Consider the following 15,839-nt stretch of genomic DNA (forward strand, 5'->3'; position numbering starts at 1 on the left):
GGAACGTAGTGCGGGCGCTCGGCTGCTGACATTGCAACGTAGAAAACTGAATTGACAGCCCAAGGCAACCAGCTGTTTCTCACCAGCTTTCGGGTTATTCAAGGGGCCGCACCGCTTGGGTTTACCAGACGGCCGCAGCACTCGCGGAGCAGGCTGCGGCCGAAGGCGTCTTCGGACTGAATTCGGTCACCGGTTGGGCTGCGGGGTCAATCGCAGGTACGGCTTCACCGCGCGATAGCCTTTCGGGAAACGCTGCTTGATCTCTTCCTCGTCCTGGAGCGAGGGCACGATCACCACCTCATCGCCGTCCTGCCAGTTGGCCGGGGTGGCGACCTTGTGGTTGTCGGTGAGCTGCAGCGAATCGATCACCCGCAGGATCTCGTGGAAGTTGCGCCCGGTGCTCGCCGGGTAGGTGATGGTCAGACGCACCTTCTTGTTCGGGTCGATGACGAACAATGAGCGCACCGTCAGGGTGTCGTTGGCATTGGGATGAATCAGGTCGTACAGCTCGGAGACCTTGCGGTCGGCATCAGCCAGGATCGGGAAGTTGACGCGGGTGTTCTGCGTCTCGTTGATGTCGTCGATCCACTTGATGTGCGAATCCACCGGGTCCACGGACAGGGCGATGGCCTTGACGTTGCGCTTGGCGAACTCGTCCTTCAGCTTGGCGGTGAAGCCCAGTTCGGTGGTGCACACCGGGGTGAAGTCGGCCGGGTGCGAGAACAGCACACCCCAGCTGTCACCCAGCCACTCGTGGAAGCGGATGCGGCCTTCGCTGGAATCCTGTTCGAAATCGGGGGCGATGTCGCCGAGGCGGATGCTCATCTTCGTTCTCCTTTCTTGCGTGGGTTGCGGCATTGGTTGATAGCGATTCAGGCGCGCCGTTGCGCCTGTCGCTCGATCCGGCTCTGCAAGCGGTACAGGCTGGCGAAGCCCTGCTCCCAGCGCCGATGTCCGGAGGCCACATTGATATGCCCGGCGCCGGCCAGGATCGTGGTCTCGCTGCCCCAGGCGTGGCCCATCTCGACGGCACGCGCGGCACTGGCGGCAGTGTCGTTGTCCGAGCCGATCAGCAGGCTGGCGAATGGCAAAGGCTGGCGAGGGATCGGCGCGAAGTTGCGCAACGCTTCCGGGCAGCCGCTGCGTTCGACATCCGCGGGTGCCACCAGCAAGGCACCGCGCACCCGTTGCAGCAGCAGCGCAGGCGCCTGCGCCGCCCAGTGCGCAACCGTGATGCAGCCAAGGCTGTGCGCCACCAGGATGATCGGCTCGGCACTGGCAGCGATGCTGCGCTGCAGTTCGGCGACCCAGTCTTCGCGGCGCGGTAGGAGCCAGTCCTGCTGCTCCACCCGTGCGCTGCCCGGCAGGGTTCGATGCCAATGGCTCTGCCAGTGCTCATCGGGCGAGCCGTGCCAGCCCGGCACGATCAGATAACGGATGCTGCGCATATCGGCGCCTCCTGTGATTCATGGTGGCCAGTCTAGGCAGACGCAGAGCCAACTGAAAAAGAATAAGAAATTCTTTAATTATTCTATATCAGCATATAGAGCACACCTCTCGGCTGCACCCGCTTTATTCCTTAAAGATCTATAAATGTTCTTAAACAATATTTTTAAGAATATTTCGGCTATCCCTATTATCCGCTCCACGCCTTGCTGGCTACGGCCGTTTCGGCCGTCACGAAAGGCTTTCACGGAGAACCGAAATGACCGCGACCATTCGCAACCTCGAGGGGCAGGACGAAGCCAGCATCCTGCGCGAGATCCACAGTGCCTTGCACGGCCTCAAGTTCGGCTCGGTGGAAATCACCGTGCACAACGGCCAGGTGGTGCAGATCGAGCGCAAGGAGAAGTTTCGCCTGCAGCCGACCACCAAGAACGCCTGACTCTACCTACCCCATCCATCAGCCCGACTGGACCACCGGAGGGCGTGACCATGAAACGAGCCGAGACCATGAACACGCACCGGTACTGCAGCTGTCGTCCGCGAATGCGGAGCTAATCGGATCGATGAAAACCACCTGACACAGGCAATCTACGTAGCAACCAGCTCAGGCTGGCTTCTGCCTCGCTCTGCCTGTCTCCCAGCGGGATTCACGCGACCGCACCTGAAGCGCCAACACATACCAAATTTAGTTTTTTCAGGAGCTGCACCATGTCCATTCGTCGCTTCGCCCTCGCCGCCCTGGCGAGCGCGCTGATCGGCAGCCACGCGCTGGCCGCCGACACCCTGCTCAACGTGTCCTACGACCCGACCCGCGAGCTTTACTTGGAATTCAACGATGCCTTCAACAAGCACTGGCAGGCCCAGGGCCATGAGCCGATCAAGGTTCAACAGTCCCACGGCGGCTCGGGCAAGCAGGCCCGTGCGGTAATCGATGGGCTGCGTGCCGACGTGGTGACGCTGGCGCTGGCCGGCGACATCGATGAACTGCACCGCCTCGGCAAACTGATCCCCGAGGATTGGCAGACCCGCCTGCCGGACGCCAGCACGCCCTATACCTCGACCATCGTGTTCCTCGTTCGCAAGGGCAATCCGAAGGGCATCAAGGACTGGGACGACTTGGTCAAGCCGGGCGTCGAGGTGATCACGCCGAACCCGAAGACCTCTGGCGGTGCGCGCTGGAATTTCCTCGCCGCCTGGGCCTACGCCCAGCAGAAATTCGGCGACGAGCAGCAGGCCCAGGCCTTTGTCGAGAAGCTCTACAAGAATGTGCCGGTGCTCGATACCGGCGCCCGCGGCTCGACTGTCACCTTCGTCAACAACGGCATCGGCGACGTGCTGCTGGCCTGGGAGAACGAGGCCTTCCTGGCCCTGAAGGAACAGGGCGGTGATGATTTCGAGATCATCGCGCCTTCGCTGTCGATCCTTGCCGAGCCACCGGTGGCAGTAGTGGACAAGAACGTCGAGCGCAAGGGCACGCGGGCGCTGGCCGAGGCCTATCTGAACTACCTGTACAGCGAGGAAGGCCAGCGCATCGCGGCGAAGAATTTCTACCGGCCGCGCAACGCGAGCGTGGCCGCCGAGTTCAGGGACCAGTTCCCGGCGCTGAAGCTGGTCACCATCGACGGGGACTTCGGCGGCTGGAAGACCGCGCAGCCGAAGTTCTTCAATGATGGCGGCATCTTCGACCAGATCTACCAGACGCAGTAGGCCGTGGCTTCGTAGGGTGGATCGCGCTTCATCGATCCACCATCGCCCCCGGAGAGGGCCGCCGGTGGAAGTAAAAAGCGACTTCCACCCTACACGCTTCGCTTCAGCTGACACCTTGCTCGGCAGTTCGTAGGGTGGATCGCGCTTCACCGATCCACCATCGCTCCCACCCGGAGGGCGATGGTGGAAGTGAAAGGCGACTTGCACCCTGCAGGCTGCGCTCGTCACGCCAGTCGCTCGAATAAAGGCAACGTCCATGTCCCGATCTACCTCCGTCATACCCGGCTTCGGGCTGACGCTGGGCTACACCCTGGTGTACCTCAGCCTGTTGGTGCTGATTCCCCTGGGTGCGCTGTTTCTCAAGACCACCGAGCTCTCGTGGGCGCAGTTCATCGCCATCGTCAGTGCGCCGCGTGTACTGGCGGCACTGAAACTCAGCTTCGGCACCGCCTTCGTCGCCGCTGTACTCAACGGCATCATCGGCACGCTGCTGGCCTGGGTGCTGGTGCGCTATCGCTTTCCCGGCCGCAAGATCATCGAGGCGATGATCGACCTGCCCTTCGCCCTGCCGACAGCGGTGGCCGGCATTGCGCTGACCGCGCTGTACGCACCGAACGGGCCGATCGGTCAGTTCGCTACCGACCTGGGCTTCAAGATTGCCTACAGCCCGCTGGGCATCACCCTCGCGCTGACCTTTGTCACCCTGCCCTTCGTGGTGCGCACCATTCAGCCAGTGCTGGCCGACATCCCGCGTGAAGTCGAGGAAGCCGCAGCCTGCCTCGGCGCGCGTCCGCTACAGGTGGTTCGTCACGTGCTGCTACCGGCGTTGCTTCCCGCCTGGCTCACCGGCTTCGCGCTGGCCTTTGCTCGCGGGGTCGGCGAGTACGGCTCGGTGATCTTCATCGCCGGCAACATGCCAATGAAGACCGAGATCCTGCCGCTGCTGATCATGGTCAAGCTGGATCAGTACGACTACGCCGGTGCCACGGCCATCGGCGTGCTGATGCTGGTGGTGTCGTTCGTCCTGCTGCTGCTCATCAACCTGCTGCAGCGCCGCATCGCGCATTCCTGAAGAGGCCACCGACATGACTACCGCTTCCCTATCGGGGACCGCAAACAGCACCGCCAATGCCACACGACGCGGCAACGCCCTCGGCCGTCGGCTATTGATCGCCGCTGCCTGGCTGGTCTTCGCGCTGTTCTTGCTGCTGCCGCTGCTGATCGTCGTCAGCGAGGCACTGAAGCAGGGCTTCGGCACTTTTTTCAGCGCGATCTTCGAGCCCGACGCCCTCGCCGCGCTGAAGCTGACCCTGCTCGCCGTGGGCATCTCGGTGCCGCTGAACCTGGTGTTCGGCGTCGCCGCCGCCTGGTGCGTGAGCAAGTACGAGTTCCGCGGCAAGAGCCTGCTGGTCACCCTGATCGACCTGCCGTTCTCGGTCTCCCCGGTGATCGCCGGGCTGATCTACGTGCTGCTGTTCGGCGCCCAGGGCTATTTCGGCGAGTGGCTGAGTGATCGCGATATCCAGATCGTCTTCGCCGTGCCGGGCATCGTCCTGGCGACGCTGTTCGTCACCGTGCCCTTCGTCGCCCGCGAGCTGATCCCGCTGATGCAGGAACAGGGCAGCACCGAGGAGGAAGCCGCGCGGCTTCTCGGCGCCAGCGGCTGGCAGATGTTCTGGCATATCACCCTGCCGAACATCAAATGGGGGCTGATCTACGGCGTGGTGCTCTGCACGGCGCGGGCCATGGGCGAGTTCGGCGCGGTGTCGGTGGTCTCCGGACATATCCGCGGGCTGACCAACACCCTGCCGCTGCACGTCGAGATTCTCTACAACGAATACAACCATGTCGCCGCGTTCAGCGTGGCCAGCCTGCTGCTGGGCCTGGCGCTGGTGATCCTGCTGCTCAAGCAGTGGAGCGAGTCGCGTATCGCCCGCCTGCACGCCAACGCCGAGGAATGACCATGTCGATCGAGATCAGCCACATCAACAAGCGCTTCGGCCAGTTCCAGGCATTGAAGGCGATCAACCTGCATATCCAGAGCGGCGAACTTGTCGCCCTGCTCGGCCCGTCCGGCTGCGGCAAGACCAGCCTGCTGCGCATCATCGCCGGGCTGGAAACGCCGGACAGCGGCAGCATCGTCTTCCATGGCGAAGATGTCTCCAGCCGCGATGTGCGCGACCGCAATGTCGGCTTCGTCTTCCAGCACTACGCACTGTTCCGCCACATGACGGTATTCGAAAACGTCGCTTTCGGCCTGCGCATGAAGCCGAAAAAGCAGCGGCCGAGCGATGCGGTGATCGCCGAGAAGGTGCATGAACTGCTCGGCCTGGTGCAACTCGACTGGCTCGCCGACCGCTACCCCGAGCAGCTCTCCGGCGGCCAGCGCCAGCGCATCGCCCTGGCCCGTGCGCTGGCGGTCGAGCCCAAGGTGCTGCTGCTCGACGAACCCTTCGGTGCGCTGGACGCCAAGGTGCGCAAGGAACTGCGCCGCTGGCTGGCCCGCCTGCACGAGGACGTGCATCTGACCAGCGTGTTCGTCACCCATGATCAGGAAGAAGCGATGGAAGTCGCCGACCGCATCGTGGTGATGAACAAGGGCGTGATCGAGCAGATCGGCACGCCGGCGGAGGTCTACGCCAACCCCGCCAGCGAGTTCGTCTATCACTTTCTCGGCGACGCCAATCGTCTGCAGCTGGACGATCAGCGCAGTGTGCTGTTCCGCCCGCACGAGGTTGCCCTGAGTCGCGAAGCGGTGGCCGAGCACCTGGCCGGCGAGGTACGCGATATCCGCCCGCTTGGTGCGCTGACCCGGGTCACGCTCAAGGTGGCCGGTCAGGCCGAGCCGATCGAGGCGGAAGTCGGCAACGACCACGCCAGCCTCGTGGGCGTGCAGCGCGGCACCACCTTGTTTTTCATGCCGATCGTTAGCACCGGGCAATCAGGGTTGCCATGGTCGGGCTGCGTTTGATTACTGAGTTGCGGCGTTTGTCGATGTGCCAATTGCCCGGCCGTTAGAGGCTGAGCGGTGGGCAGCGTTTTTCGACAGGCACAAAAAAAGCTGCCCTTGGGCAGCTTCTCTTGTCTCATCACTTCCAAAGGAAGTGAGCGGAGTTATATGGCGCAGCGGACGGGACTCGAACCCGCGACCCCCGGCGTGACAGGCCGGTATTCTAACCGACTGAACTACCGCTGCGCGTCGGCCGGACTTTCGTCCGAAATCTCACAAAGGTTGGTGGCTGATGACGGGATCGAACCGCCGACCCCCTGCGTGTGATGCAGGTGCTCTCCCAGCTGAGCTAATCAGCCGATCGCCTTGCGAGGCGCGCAATTTACTCACCCCCCTATGCTAAGTCAACAACAGCATTGAATTTTTTTTAAGAAACTGTGGTCAACTGGTGCTGCCACGTCGCTTTGTAACCTTGCCGGCGCACTCTCGGTCTGCCAAGGCTGGCTGCAAATTAGCTGCGGCATCTTCGAAAGTGTTCTAAAAGTGCTGTATCGCCTGACAGAGGCTGCCCGCGAACAGGGAACCGAACAACAAAAGCGCCACGGAGTATTTCGCTTGCCACTGCCGGGAAAACTGCGCAATTACCGCCGCTACACCCCACTGATAATCAGCACCGTGCTTCTCTGCCTGTTCGCGTTCTATCTCGCGACGCAGATCGAGCAATGGATGACGCTGTCCCGCCCCCCTGCTCCGGCGGATATTTATGAGCAAGGCGGCGGGACCCCGGGCGGACCGGACATGCAGCGGTTGGAGATACTTTTCGGCTCGCCCGCCCCATCCGATACGGTCGCCCCCTCCGCAGCCGCCAGCGGGTTCACCCTGCGTGGCAGCTTCGTGCATGCAGAACCGCAGCGCTCCAGCGCCATCGTCCAGGTCGACGGACAGCCACCTAGGCTTTACTGGCAGGGTGAGGAGCTGGCCAGTGGTGTCAGCCTGCACAAGGTCTACCCTGATCGAGTCGAACTGTCGCGTAACGGCACCGTTGAGGTCCTGCATTTCCCGCAGACCCGCTCACCAAGCTACATTCCCGACGAACTGAGCGACACGTCCTATCAGGACGAAGCACCCTATGCCGAGCCACCGAACGACGAAACGCAGCTGATGCAGCAACAGATGGACACCTTGCGCCAGCAGCTGGAAGACGCCGTCAACCAGCCCGATGCCACTCCCGCCAACGACCAGCCCATGGAAGACGATTGACCGATGCCGAAGCCTTTTTCGCGCCCGTTGCTTGCCCTACTCGCCACCAGCCTGCTGGCCGCCCCCCTCCCATTGCTTGCCGCCGAGCCTGGTATCGAGCCAAGCAATACCCGACAGGATGGCTGGACCATCAACCTGAAGGATGCGGATATCCGCGCCTTCATCGATCAGGTTAGCCAACTTAGCGGCCAGACTTTTATCGTCGACCCGCGTGTGAAGGGTCAAGTCAGCGTGGTTTCTAACGCCACGCTGTCGCTGAGCGAGGTGTATCAGCTGTTTCTTTCGGTCATGGCCACGCATGGCTTCAGCGTACTAACCCAGGGCGACGTGGCTCGCGTTGTGCCGAACGCCGAAGCCAAAGCCGAGGCAGGCGGCGGCCCGTCCGGCGGTGACCAGCTGGAAACTCGAGTGATTCAGGTACAGCACACGTCCGCCGCGGAACTGATACCGCTGATCCGTCCGCTGGTGCCGCAGTTCGGTCATCTCGCCGCCGTCTCGTCTGCCAACGCACTGATCATCAGCGACCGCAGCGCCAACATCGCCCGCATTCAGGATCTGGTGCGCCAACTCGATCGAGCCGAAAGCAACGATTACGCTGTGCTCAACCTGCAACATGGCTGGGCTGTGGATATCGCCGAGGTGCTACGCAACTCACTGATGCGCGGTGAAGCGAAAACCACTGCCGGCGTACAGATCATCGCCGACTCGCGCACCAACCGACTGATCTTCATCGGTCCCAGCGAAGCCCGTGGCAAGCTGGCCTCGCTGGCGCAGACCCTCGACACGCCGACCACGCGCTCGGCCAACACACGCGTCATCCGCCTACGACACAACGATGCGAAATCGCTAGCCGAAACCCTCGGCGACATTTCCGAAGGGCTGAAGAATCCCGAAAGCGGCGAAACCGCGACAACCCGACCACAAAACATCCTGATCCGTGCCGACGAAAGCCTGAATGCCCTGGTACTGCTCGCCGACCCGGAGCTGATCGGCACCATGGAAAGCATCGTCCGGCAGCTGGATGTACCTCGGGCCCAGGTGATGGTCGAGGCCGCAATCGTCGAGGTATCAGGCGACATCACTGACGCTCTCGGCGTGCAGTGGGCGGTGGACGCACGCGGCAGCACTGGCGGCGCCGGCGGCATCAGCTTCGGCAACACCGGTATTTCGGTAGGCAGCGTGCTCAACGCGATCAACGAGAACGAAATCCCCGATAACCTGCCCGATGGCGCGATCATCGGCGTCGGCACCCGCAGCTTTGGCGCGCTGATTACCGCACTGTCCTCCAACAGCAAGAGCAATCTGTTGTCCACGCCAAGCTTGCTGACGCTGGACAATCAGGAAGCGGAAATTCTCGTCGGGCAGAACGTGCCGTTCCAGACCGGCTCCTACACCACCGATGCAGCCGGAGCGAACAACCCGTTCACCACCATCGAGCGCCAGGACATCGGCGTCACGCTCAAGGTAACCCCGCATATCAACGAGGGCGCGACACTGCGCCTGCAGATCGAGCAGGAAATCTCCTCAATTGCACCCAGCGCCAGCCTGACGGCGCAGGCAGTGGATCTGGTGACCAACAAGCGCGCCATCAAGAGCACCATCCTTGCCGAGGATGGCCAGGTCATCGTGCTCGGCGGCCTGATTCAGGACGACGTCACCCGCACCAACGCCAAGGTGCCGCTGCTCGGAGACATTCCATTCCTGGGCGCACTGTTCCGCTCGACGCAGGAGACCCACATCAAACGCAACCTGATGGTATTTCTGCGACCCACGGTCATTCGCGACCGGGCCGGTCTGGCGGCTCTTTCCGGGAAGAAATATAGCGATATACGGGTTATCGAAACGGACTCAGCCAGCCCCAGCATCCTGCCGGCGAATCCTGCGCAACTGTTCGACGGACGGGGCGAACCCGCACCGGCGATCGATCTGCGTCAGTAAAGATCAGGACCAAACCGCTTCGCGCCCAGACCTGCTTACGCAGGCTGGGCCACGGAATGCTGTATACGCAACTTAGAGCGCGGCGAGACCGCGAGCTAGATCGGCCTTGAGGTCAACGACGTCTTCCAGACCGACCGCTACCCGAATCAGGCTGTCCGAGATGCCTGCGGTCGCACGATCCTCGGCCGACAACCGACCATGTGTGGTCGAGCCAGGATGGGTGATGGTGGTCTTACTGTCGCCCAAATTGGCCGTGATCGAGATCAGTCGAGTCGCATCGATGAAGCGCCATGCGGCCTCCTTGCCTCCGGCAACCTCGAAGCTCACCACCGCACCAAACCCCTTCTGCTGACGCTTCGCCAGCTCGTGCTGTGGATGGCTGGACAAACCCGCATAGTAGACGCGCTCGATACCGGGCTGCTGCTCAAGCCATGCAGCAAGTTCCTGAGCGCTGGTGCAGTGCGCTTGCATGCGCAGCCGCAGCGTTTCCAGCCCCTTGAGGAATACCCAGGCGTTGAACGGACTGAGCGTCGGCCCGGCAGTACGCAGGAACCCGACCACCTCCTTCATTTGTTCGCTACGACCGGCAACGACACCACCCAAACAGCGGCCCTGACCGTCGATGTACTTCGTCGCGGAATGAATGACGATATCGGCACCCAGTGCCAGCGGTTGCTGCAACACCGGCGTGCAGAAGCAGTTATCGACCGCCAGCATCGCCCCCTTGGCATGACAGAGTTGCGCCAGCGCGGCGATATCCACCAACTCGGCCAGCGGGTTGGATGGCGACTCGACGAACACCAGCTTGGTGTTCTCCTTGAACACCGATTCCCAGGCGGAAAGATCGGTCAGCGGGACGTAGTCAACCTGCACCCCGAAGCGCTTGAAGTACTTCTCGAACAGCGAAACGGTGGCGCCGAATACACTGCGCGACACCAGCACATGATCACCGGCCGAACAGAGACTCATGACGGTAGCGAGAATGGCCGCCATGCCGGACGCCGTAGCAACCGCCTGTTCAGCGCCTTCCAGCGCCGCCATACGCTCTTCGAAAGCCCGCACGGTCGGGTTGGTGTAACGCGAATAGACATTACCCGGTACATCACCCGCAAAGCGGGCCGCAGCATCGGCAGCACTGCGGAACACATAACTGGAGGTGAAGAACAGCGGCTCACCGTGCTCGCCCTCCGGCGTGCGTCGTTGCCCGGCGCGCACCGCCAGAGTGTCGAGCCCGACACCCTGTAGATCGCTGTCCAGACGGCCAGCTTGCCATTCAGTCGTCATAGCTATACCTCAGCCCGGGCAGCCGAGGCCGCCACTGGCATGAATCAGTTGTTGTAGAGGTCGATGATGGCGCTGACCGCGTTGGTTTTGACCTTGCTTAGGTCATTGCGCGCCTGCTCAATCTTGTGCAGATAGGCTTCGTCGATGTCGCCAGTTATGTAATTGCCATCAAAAACGGCGCAATCGAAGTTGTCGATCTTGACCTTACCGCCGCCTACCGCGTCGATGAGGTCCTCCAGATCCTGGTAGACCAGCCAGTCGGCGCCGATCAGCTCGGCAACCTCTTCGGTGCTGCGGTTGTGTGCGATCAGCTCGTGCGCGCTGGGCATATCAATCCCGTAAACGTTCGGGTAACGCACCGCCGGCGCGGCCGAGCAGAAGTAGACATTCTTCGCCCCGGCTTCACGTGCCATCTGAATGATCTGCTTGCAGGTGGTGCCGCGCACGATGGAGTCGTCCACCAGCATCACGTTCTTGCCGCGAAACTCGAGATCGATGGCATTGAGCTTTTGCCGTACCGACTTCTTCCGCGCCGCCTGCCCCGGCATGATGAAAGTCCGGCCGATGTAGCGATTCTTCACGAAGCCTTCGCGAAACTTCACACCAAGGCGGTTGGCCAGCTCAAGCGCAGCGGTACGGCTGGTGTCGGGGATCGGAATAACCACGTCGATATCGTGCTCGGGTCGCTCGCGCAGAATCTTGTCGGCCAGCTTCTCACCCATGCGCAGGCGTGCCTTGTACACCGAAACGCCGTCCATCAGGGAATCAGAGCGTGCCAGGTAGACATACTCGAAGATGCACGGGGCGAGCTTTGGCGCGTCTGCGCACTGACGGGTGAACAGCTTGCCGTCGGTGGTTATGTACACTGCTTCGCCCGGCGCCAGGTCGCGAATCAGGGTAAACCCGAGCACATCGAGCGAGACGCTTTCGGAAGCGATCATGTACTCGACACCCTCGTCGGTGTGACGCTGACCGAAGACGATGGGGCGGATTGCGTTGGGATCACGGAATCCGACGATGCCGTAGCCAGTGACCATAGCCACCACCGCATAACCGCCGCGGCAGCGCTCGTGAACCTTGCTCACCGCAGCGAAGACGTCTTCTTCGGTCGGCTGCAACTTGCCACGTACCGCCAACTCATGGGCGAACACGTTGAGCAGCACTTCCGAGTCGGAATTGGTGTTCACGTGACGCAGATCCGACTCGTAGATTTCCTTGGTCAGCTGATCGACGTTAGTCAGATTGCCGTTGTGCGCCAACGTGATGCCATAAGGCGAGTTAACGTAGAACGGCTGAGCCTCGGCAGAGCTGGAACTGCCGGCAGTGGGATAACGGATATGGCCGATGCCCATATTGCCAACCAGGCGCTGCATGTGGCGCTGCTGGAAGACATCACGAACCAGCCCGTTGTCCTTGCGCAAAAACAGGCGCCCGTCGTGACTGGTCACGATACCGGCTGCATCCTGGCCGCGGTGCTGCAGTACGGTAAGCGCGTCATACAGCGCCTGATTGACGTTCGACTTACCGACGATGCCGACAATGCCACACATGCAAGGAACCTCTCAGTTATTACAGGCAGACCGGATACGACGGCAGGCCGGGCATCCGTGAAAAAAGAGTCAACCGGGCGGGTTGAGCTAACCGGCAAACCACTGGCCACTGAACCCGAGAATGAGATTCTTCGACCAGTCAGCGATCAATAGAAAGTGCGGCAATAGTTCAGACTCGCGCCACCAGAGGTCCTGCTCGACCGGCGCCAGGCTCAGCAAGCCTGCCAAAACCACTACCAACAGCCCGCCACGCGCCGCACCGAAGACCATACCGAGGAACCGGTCGGTACCGGACAAACCCGTCACTCTGATCAGTTCACCGATCAGAAAATTCACCAGGGCCCCAACTAGCAAGGTGGCCACGAACAGCAATGCGCAGGCGGCGATGACTTGCGCCGACGGCGTGCTGATGTATTCCGCGAGATGGTGGGACAGCGCACCACCAAACATCCATGCGACCACGCCGGCGATGATCCAGGTAACCAGCGAAAGCGCTTCCTTGACGAAGCCGCGCTTCAAGCTGATCAGGCTCGATACTGCAATAACGGCGATGATGGCCCAATCGACCCAGGTGAATGCCACGATGTCTTCTGCAAAGGGGAAAAGGCGGCGCATTTTAGCAGAGCGCGAGCGCCAGGGGTACGCGCCGGTTACCCGGCGATGGGAGGACAACCGCGGCTGGTGGTCCGCTACCTGACCAGCCGCTCAGCGAATCAGCTGCCTTCCGGCTTGAAGCGCACGACGAAGCCATCGAGCTTCTGCTGGCGCTGCAACACGTCGCGAAGCCTGTTTGCTTCACTGCGCTCCACCAGCGGTCCAACGAAAACCCGATTCATGCCGTCTGCGGTGCGGATGTAGGCGTTGTAACCCTGGGAGCGCAGCGTCTGCTGGAGACTCTCGGCGCTGGCACGATTGGACAGGCTGGCCAGCTGGACGGCCCAACTGACTGGCAAATTGTTGTTATCCAAGCGTGTCTCAGCTGTCGGTGACTGCGGTTGCGCAGCAGGCGCTGTAGGGGCAGGAGCTGGCTCGATCGGAGCTACAGGCTCGCTCGGTGCGGGATCTCGCTCGGCGACCGCAGGAGCCGTAGCTGGCTCAGCGCCCTCTTCAATGATCTCAAACCCTTCCGGCACGGAGCCTGGCTCCTGCTCCGGTTCGGGCACATCGACCGACTGCATCTCGATTTCGGCAACCACCGGTGCTGCGGGAATGGTGGGCGCATCGACGGTGACGTGGCGCAGGTCGTCTTCCCGATTGAACAGCATCGGAACAAAAATCACCGCCAGCGCGATCAGCACCAATGCGCCAACCATGCGTTGCAGCAGTCCCTTATCGAGCATCGCCATCGCCACTTTCCTCCGCCTGTTGTTCCAGCCATTCAAGCGCTGCAGCCACGCAATAGAACGATCCGAACACCAATACTTCGTCATCGGGTTCAGCCTTGGCGCACTGAGCGTCGAGCGCCTGCTCGATGCTCGCATACTCGCTGACCGGCGCTCCTCGCTCAAGCAGCGCGGCGGACAACTGTGTAGCTGATTGCGTACGGGGTGTAGGCAGCGGGGCAACCGCCCAGTCAGCGATAGAGGTCCGCAACGCGTCAAGCACGCCATCGAGATCCTTGTCTGCCAGCAATCCGAATACGGCCAGTCGCCGACCGCCGATCGGTCGCTGCTCGATGCGTCGAGCGAGATAACTGGCCGCATGCGGGTTGTGGCCGACGTCCAGCAGCAGCGACACCTTGCGGCCACGCCAGCTGATCTGCCGACTATCGAGACGGCCCGTCACGCGGGTCTGCTGGAGCGCAGTTGACAAAATCACCGAGTCCCACGGCAAACCCAGCGAAGCATAAGCCTGCAGGGCCAATGCAGCGTTCTCTACCGGCAGGGACAACAACGGCAGCCCGTGCAACTCCAAAGGCTCGCCCGCTGGGCCGATTCCCCGCCAATGCCAAGCGAGGGGATCGACCGCAAGATCAAAATCGCGCCCGCGCAGCAACAGCGGCACCCTCAGCGATTTCGCCTGTTCGAGCAACGGTGCAGGAGCATCCAGATCACCACAGAGTGCCGACTTACCTGCACGCAGGATTCCGGCTTTTTCGTACGCAACGCTTTCGCGGGTATCTCCCAGCCAGTCGGCATGATCAAGGCCGATATTGGTAATCACGGCCAGGTCGGCATCGACAATGTTGACCGCATCGAGACGACCACCAAGGCCAACTTCTAGCACCGCAGCGTCGAGTTGGGCACGCTCGAACAACCAAAAGGCCGCGAGCGTACCCATCTCGAAATAGGTCAGAGAAATGTCACCACGAGCCGCCTCGACTGCGGCAAATGCCTCGCACAGCTCCCGATCACTCGCCTGACAGCCGCTGAGCTGAACCCGCTCGTTGTAGCGCAGTAAGTGCGGGGAACTGTAGCTGCCGACCTTCAGCCCCTGACTTCTCAACAGCGAGACGATGAAGGCGCAGGTGGAACCCTTGCCATTGGTTCCGGTAACAGTGACAACCAACGGCGCCGGCCGCGTCAGGCCAAGCCGAGCCGACACCGCCCGAACCCGATCCAGCCCCATATCAATGGCAGACGGATGCAGTTGCTCCAGGTAGGCAAGCCAGTCGGCGAGGCTCCGGTCGGTCATGCAGTGGCCGTTACCTGAGCGGGTTCGACAGGGCTTGGCAATTTCTGCATCTGCGCCAAAAGACGCGACAGGCGTGCGCGCAGCTCCGAGCGAGGGATGATCAAGTCGATAGCGCCGTGATCCAACAGGAACTCGCTACGCTGGAAACCTTCCGGCAGTTTTTCCCGTACCGTCTGCTCGATCACGCGAGGACCAGCGAAGCCGATCAGGGCCTTCGGCTCTGCGACGATCACATCACCCAGCATGGCCAGACTGGCGGAGACGCCGCCGTAGACCGGGTCGGTAAGCACGGAGATGAACGGCAGCCCCTCTTCACGCATCCGTGCCAGCACAGCGGAGGTCTTGGCCATCTGCATCAGCGAAATCAAGGCCTCTTGCATCCGCGCGCCGCCGGAAGCGGAGAAACAGATCAGCGGGCAACGCTTTTCCAGAGCCACGTTGGCAGCACGAACGAAGCGCTCACCGACGATCGCCCCCATAGAGCCGCCCATGAAGGAAAACTCAAAAGCGCAGGCCACAACGGGAACGTTGACTACCTTACCGCTCATCGCGACGAGAGCATCCTTTTCGCCGGTCTGCTTCTGCGCCGCAGACAAACGATCTTTGTACTTCTTGCTGTCACGGAACTTGAGGCGGTCAACCGGCTCCAGTTCCGCGGCGATTTCCTCGCGGCCTTCGGCATCCAGGAAGATATCGAGCCGGGTACGGGCATCGATACGCATGTGGTGCTGGCATTTCGGACAGACATCGAGGGTCTTTTCCAGCTCGGGACGATACAGAACCGCCTCACAGGACGGGCACTTGTGCCAGAGGCCTTCCGGGACCGAACTCTTCTGCGTCTCCGAGCGCATGATCGAAGGGATCAGTTTGTCTACCAGCCAGTTGCTCATGCTCTTGTTCTCCAAAGCTTCAGTCCCGAGCGCACTCGCGCTGCGGGCAGATTCATCGTTGCGACCGATGTACGCGGGCACTTTAGGTCGCGTGAGCGATGCGCCTATACCAGGCGCAGCCGCAAAACTCCGATTTCCACCACATGGGGAAATCCACAAACACTGTGCTGGTCTCACCAG

Annotated in this window: 15 protein-coding genes and 2 tRNA genes; 7 read left to right on the plus strand and 10 right to left on the minus strand. The window is 61.7% G+C overall.

The genetic code is table 11. The annotated features are described in order from the left end of the window. Nucleotides 1–186 precede the first annotated feature (186 nt). Together UIB01_RS12770 and UIB01_RS12775 are read right to left on the minus strand one after the other, a co-directional pair. On the minus strand, nucleotides 187–825 hold the full coding sequence (locus UIB01_RS12770) for a peroxiredoxin (RefSeq protein WP_038661034.1): 639 nt from the start codon (nucleotides 823–825) through the stop codon (nucleotides 187–189). A 47-nt stretch (nucleotides 826–872) separates the two neighbouring features. Next, nucleotides 873–1,448, minus strand: coding sequence for an RBBP9/YdeN family alpha/beta hydrolase (locus UIB01_RS12775; protein WP_038661037.1), 576 nt, complete (start codon nucleotides 1,446–1,448; stop codon nucleotides 873–875). Nucleotides 1,449–1,705: 257 nt separating this feature from the next. Between UIB01_RS12775 and oscA the strand changes: the two genes are divergently transcribed. The 5 genes from oscA to UIB01_RS12800 all read left to right on the plus strand — a co-directional run bounded on the left by oscA (nucleotide 1,706) and on the right by UIB01_RS12800 (nucleotide 6,124). Next, entirely contained in the window at nucleotides 1,706–1,885 is a 180-nt protein-coding gene (oscA, locus tag UIB01_RS12780) for a sulfur starvation response protein OscA (RefSeq protein ID WP_015278694.1), read from the plus strand. 269 nt (nucleotides 1,886–2,154) lie between these two features. Further along, nucleotides 2,155–3,153, plus strand: a complete 999-nt coding sequence (locus UIB01_RS12785; protein WP_038661042.1) for a sulfate ABC transporter substrate-binding protein — start codon at nucleotides 2,155–2,157, stop codon at nucleotides 3,151–3,153. Between the two features lie 256 nt (nucleotides 3,154–3,409). Beyond that, complete coding sequence (cysT, locus tag UIB01_RS12790) at nucleotides 3,410–4,225, plus strand: sulfate ABC transporter permease subunit CysT (protein ID WP_038661045.1); 816 nt, start codon at nucleotides 3,410–3,412, stop codon at nucleotides 4,223–4,225. A 13-nt stretch (nucleotides 4,226–4,238) separates the two neighbouring features. Next, nucleotides 4,239–5,114, plus strand: a complete 876-nt coding sequence (gene cysW, locus UIB01_RS12795) for a sulfate ABC transporter permease subunit CysW (RefSeq protein WP_038661048.1) — start codon at nucleotides 4,239–4,241, stop codon at nucleotides 5,112–5,114. A gap of 2 nt (nucleotides 5,115–5,116) precedes the next feature. Next, the gene (locus UIB01_RS12800) at nucleotides 5,117–6,124 is read left to right on the plus strand and encodes a sulfate/molybdate ABC transporter ATP-binding protein (protein ID WP_038661051.1); all 1,008 of its coding nucleotides are present in this window, start codon (nucleotides 5,117–5,119) and stop codon (nucleotides 6,122–6,124) included. 148 nt (nucleotides 6,125–6,272) lie between these two features. On the opposite strand, the gene UIB01_RS12805 is transcribed toward UIB01_RS12800, so the two are convergent. Further along, nucleotides 6,273–6,349, minus strand: a tRNA-Asp gene (locus UIB01_RS12805). A gap of 37 nt (nucleotides 6,350–6,386) precedes the next feature. Next, a tRNA-Val gene (locus UIB01_RS12810) sits at nucleotides 6,387–6,462 on the minus strand. 256 nt (nucleotides 6,463–6,718) lie between these two features. Between UIB01_RS12810 and UIB01_RS12815 the strand changes: the two genes are divergently transcribed. After that, a complete protein-coding gene (locus UIB01_RS12815; protein ID WP_038661054.1) occupies nucleotides 6,719–7,363 on the plus strand; it encodes a type II secretion system protein N in 645 nt (214 codons plus the stop codon). Nucleotides 7,364–7,366: 3 nt separating this feature from the next. Continuing rightward, nucleotides 7,367–9,301 carry a type II secretion system secretin GspD gene (gspD, locus tag UIB01_RS12820; protein ID WP_038661057.1) on the plus strand — a complete coding sequence of 645 codons (1,935 nt, stop codon included), beginning with the start codon at nucleotides 7,367–7,369 and terminating at the stop codon, nucleotides 9,299–9,301. A 72-nt stretch (nucleotides 9,302–9,373) separates the two neighbouring features. On the opposite strand, the gene UIB01_RS12825 is transcribed toward gspD, so the two are convergent. From UIB01_RS12825 to accD, 6 genes are all read right to left on the minus strand, one after another. Continuing rightward, nucleotides 9,374–10,585 (minus strand): O-succinylhomoserine sulfhydrylase, encoded by a 1,212-nt coding sequence (locus UIB01_RS12825; protein WP_038661060.1) that lies wholly within the window; start codon nucleotides 10,583–10,585, stop codon nucleotides 9,374–9,376. A 44-nt stretch (nucleotides 10,586–10,629) separates the two neighbouring features. Further along, nucleotides 10,630–12,135, minus strand: coding sequence for an amidophosphoribosyltransferase (purF, locus tag UIB01_RS12830; RefSeq protein ID WP_038661063.1), 1,506 nt, complete (start codon nucleotides 12,133–12,135; stop codon nucleotides 10,630–10,632). A gap of 87 nt (nucleotides 12,136–12,222) precedes the next feature. Beyond that, entirely contained in the window at nucleotides 12,223–12,750 is a 528-nt protein-coding gene (locus UIB01_RS12835; RefSeq protein WP_256380637.1) for a CvpA family protein, read from the minus strand. A gap of 98 nt (nucleotides 12,751–12,848) precedes the next feature. Continuing rightward, nucleotides 12,849–13,481 carry an SPOR domain-containing protein gene (locus tag UIB01_RS12840; RefSeq protein ID WP_038661066.1) on the minus strand — a complete coding sequence of 211 codons (633 nt, stop codon included), beginning with the start codon at nucleotides 13,479–13,481 and terminating at the stop codon, nucleotides 12,849–12,851. Continuing rightward, nucleotides 13,465–14,769: a bifunctional tetrahydrofolate synthase/dihydrofolate synthase gene (gene folC / locus UIB01_RS12845; RefSeq protein ID WP_038661069.1), complete on the minus strand. Its 1,305-nt coding sequence runs from the start codon at nucleotides 14,767–14,769 to the stop codon at nucleotides 13,465–13,467. Before folC ends, UIB01_RS12840 begins: the two co-directional genes overlap by 17 nt. Beyond that, on the minus strand, nucleotides 14,766–15,659 hold the full coding sequence (accD, locus tag UIB01_RS12850) for an acetyl-CoA carboxylase, carboxyltransferase subunit beta (RefSeq protein WP_015277357.1): 894 nt from the start codon (nucleotides 15,657–15,659) through the stop codon (nucleotides 14,766–14,768). The genes folC and accD overlap by 4 nt, the downstream gene beginning before the upstream one ends. Between the last annotated feature and the right edge of the window lie 180 nt (nucleotides 15,660–15,839).

The organism is Stutzerimonas decontaminans, from assembly GCF_000661915.1.
Classification (GTDB): Bacteria; Pseudomonadota; Gammaproteobacteria; order Pseudomonadales; family Pseudomonadaceae; genus Stutzerimonas; species Stutzerimonas decontaminans.

Bases quoted from the DNA above. Each gene is read 5' to 3' on its own strand.
- UIB01_RS12770 (WP_038661034.1), bottom strand. From the start codon at position 825: ATGAGCATCCGCCTCGGCGACATCGCCCCCGATTTCGAACAGGATTCC.
- UIB01_RS12775 (WP_038661037.1), bottom strand. From the start codon at position 1,448: ATGCGCAGCATCCGTTATCTGATCGTGCCGGGCTGGCACGGCTCGCCC.
- oscA (WP_015278694.1), top strand. From the start codon at position 1,706: ATGACCGCGACCATTCGCAACCTCGAGGGGCAGGACGAAGCCAGCATC.
- UIB01_RS12785 (WP_038661042.1), top strand. From the start codon at position 2,155: ATGTCCATTCGTCGCTTCGCCCTCGCCGCCCTGGCGAGCGCGCTGATC.
- cysT (WP_038661045.1), top strand. From the start codon at position 3,410: ATGTCCCGATCTACCTCCGTCATACCCGGCTTCGGGCTGACGCTGGGC.
- cysW (WP_038661048.1), top strand. From the start codon at position 4,239: ATGACTACCGCTTCCCTATCGGGGACCGCAAACAGCACCGCCAATGCC.
- UIB01_RS12800 (WP_038661051.1), top strand. From the start codon at position 5,117: ATGTCGATCGAGATCAGCCACATCAACAAGCGCTTCGGCCAGTTCCAG.
- gspD (WP_038661057.1), top strand. From the start codon at position 7,367: ATGCCGAAGCCTTTTTCGCGCCCGTTGCTTGCCCTACTCGCCACCAGC.
- UIB01_RS12825 (WP_038661060.1), bottom strand. From the start codon at position 10,585: ATGACGACTGAATGGCAAGCTGGCCGTCTGGACAGCGATCTACAGGGT.
- purF (WP_038661063.1), bottom strand. From the start codon at position 12,135: ATGTGTGGCATTGTCGGCATCGTCGGTAAGTCGAACGTCAATCAGGCG.
- UIB01_RS12835 (WP_256380637.1), bottom strand. From the start codon at position 12,750: ATGCGCCGCCTTTTCCCCTTTGCAGAAGACATCGTGGCATTCACCTGG.
- UIB01_RS12840 (WP_038661066.1), bottom strand. From the start codon at position 13,481: ATGGCGATGCTCGATAAGGGACTGCTGCAACGCATGGTTGGCGCATTG.
- folC (WP_038661069.1), bottom strand. From the start codon at position 14,769: ATGACCGACCGGAGCCTCGCCGACTGGCTTGCCTACCTGGAGCAACTG.
- accD (WP_015277357.1), bottom strand. From the start codon at position 15,659: ATGAGCAACTGGCTGGTAGACAAACTGATCCCTTCGATCATGCGCTCG.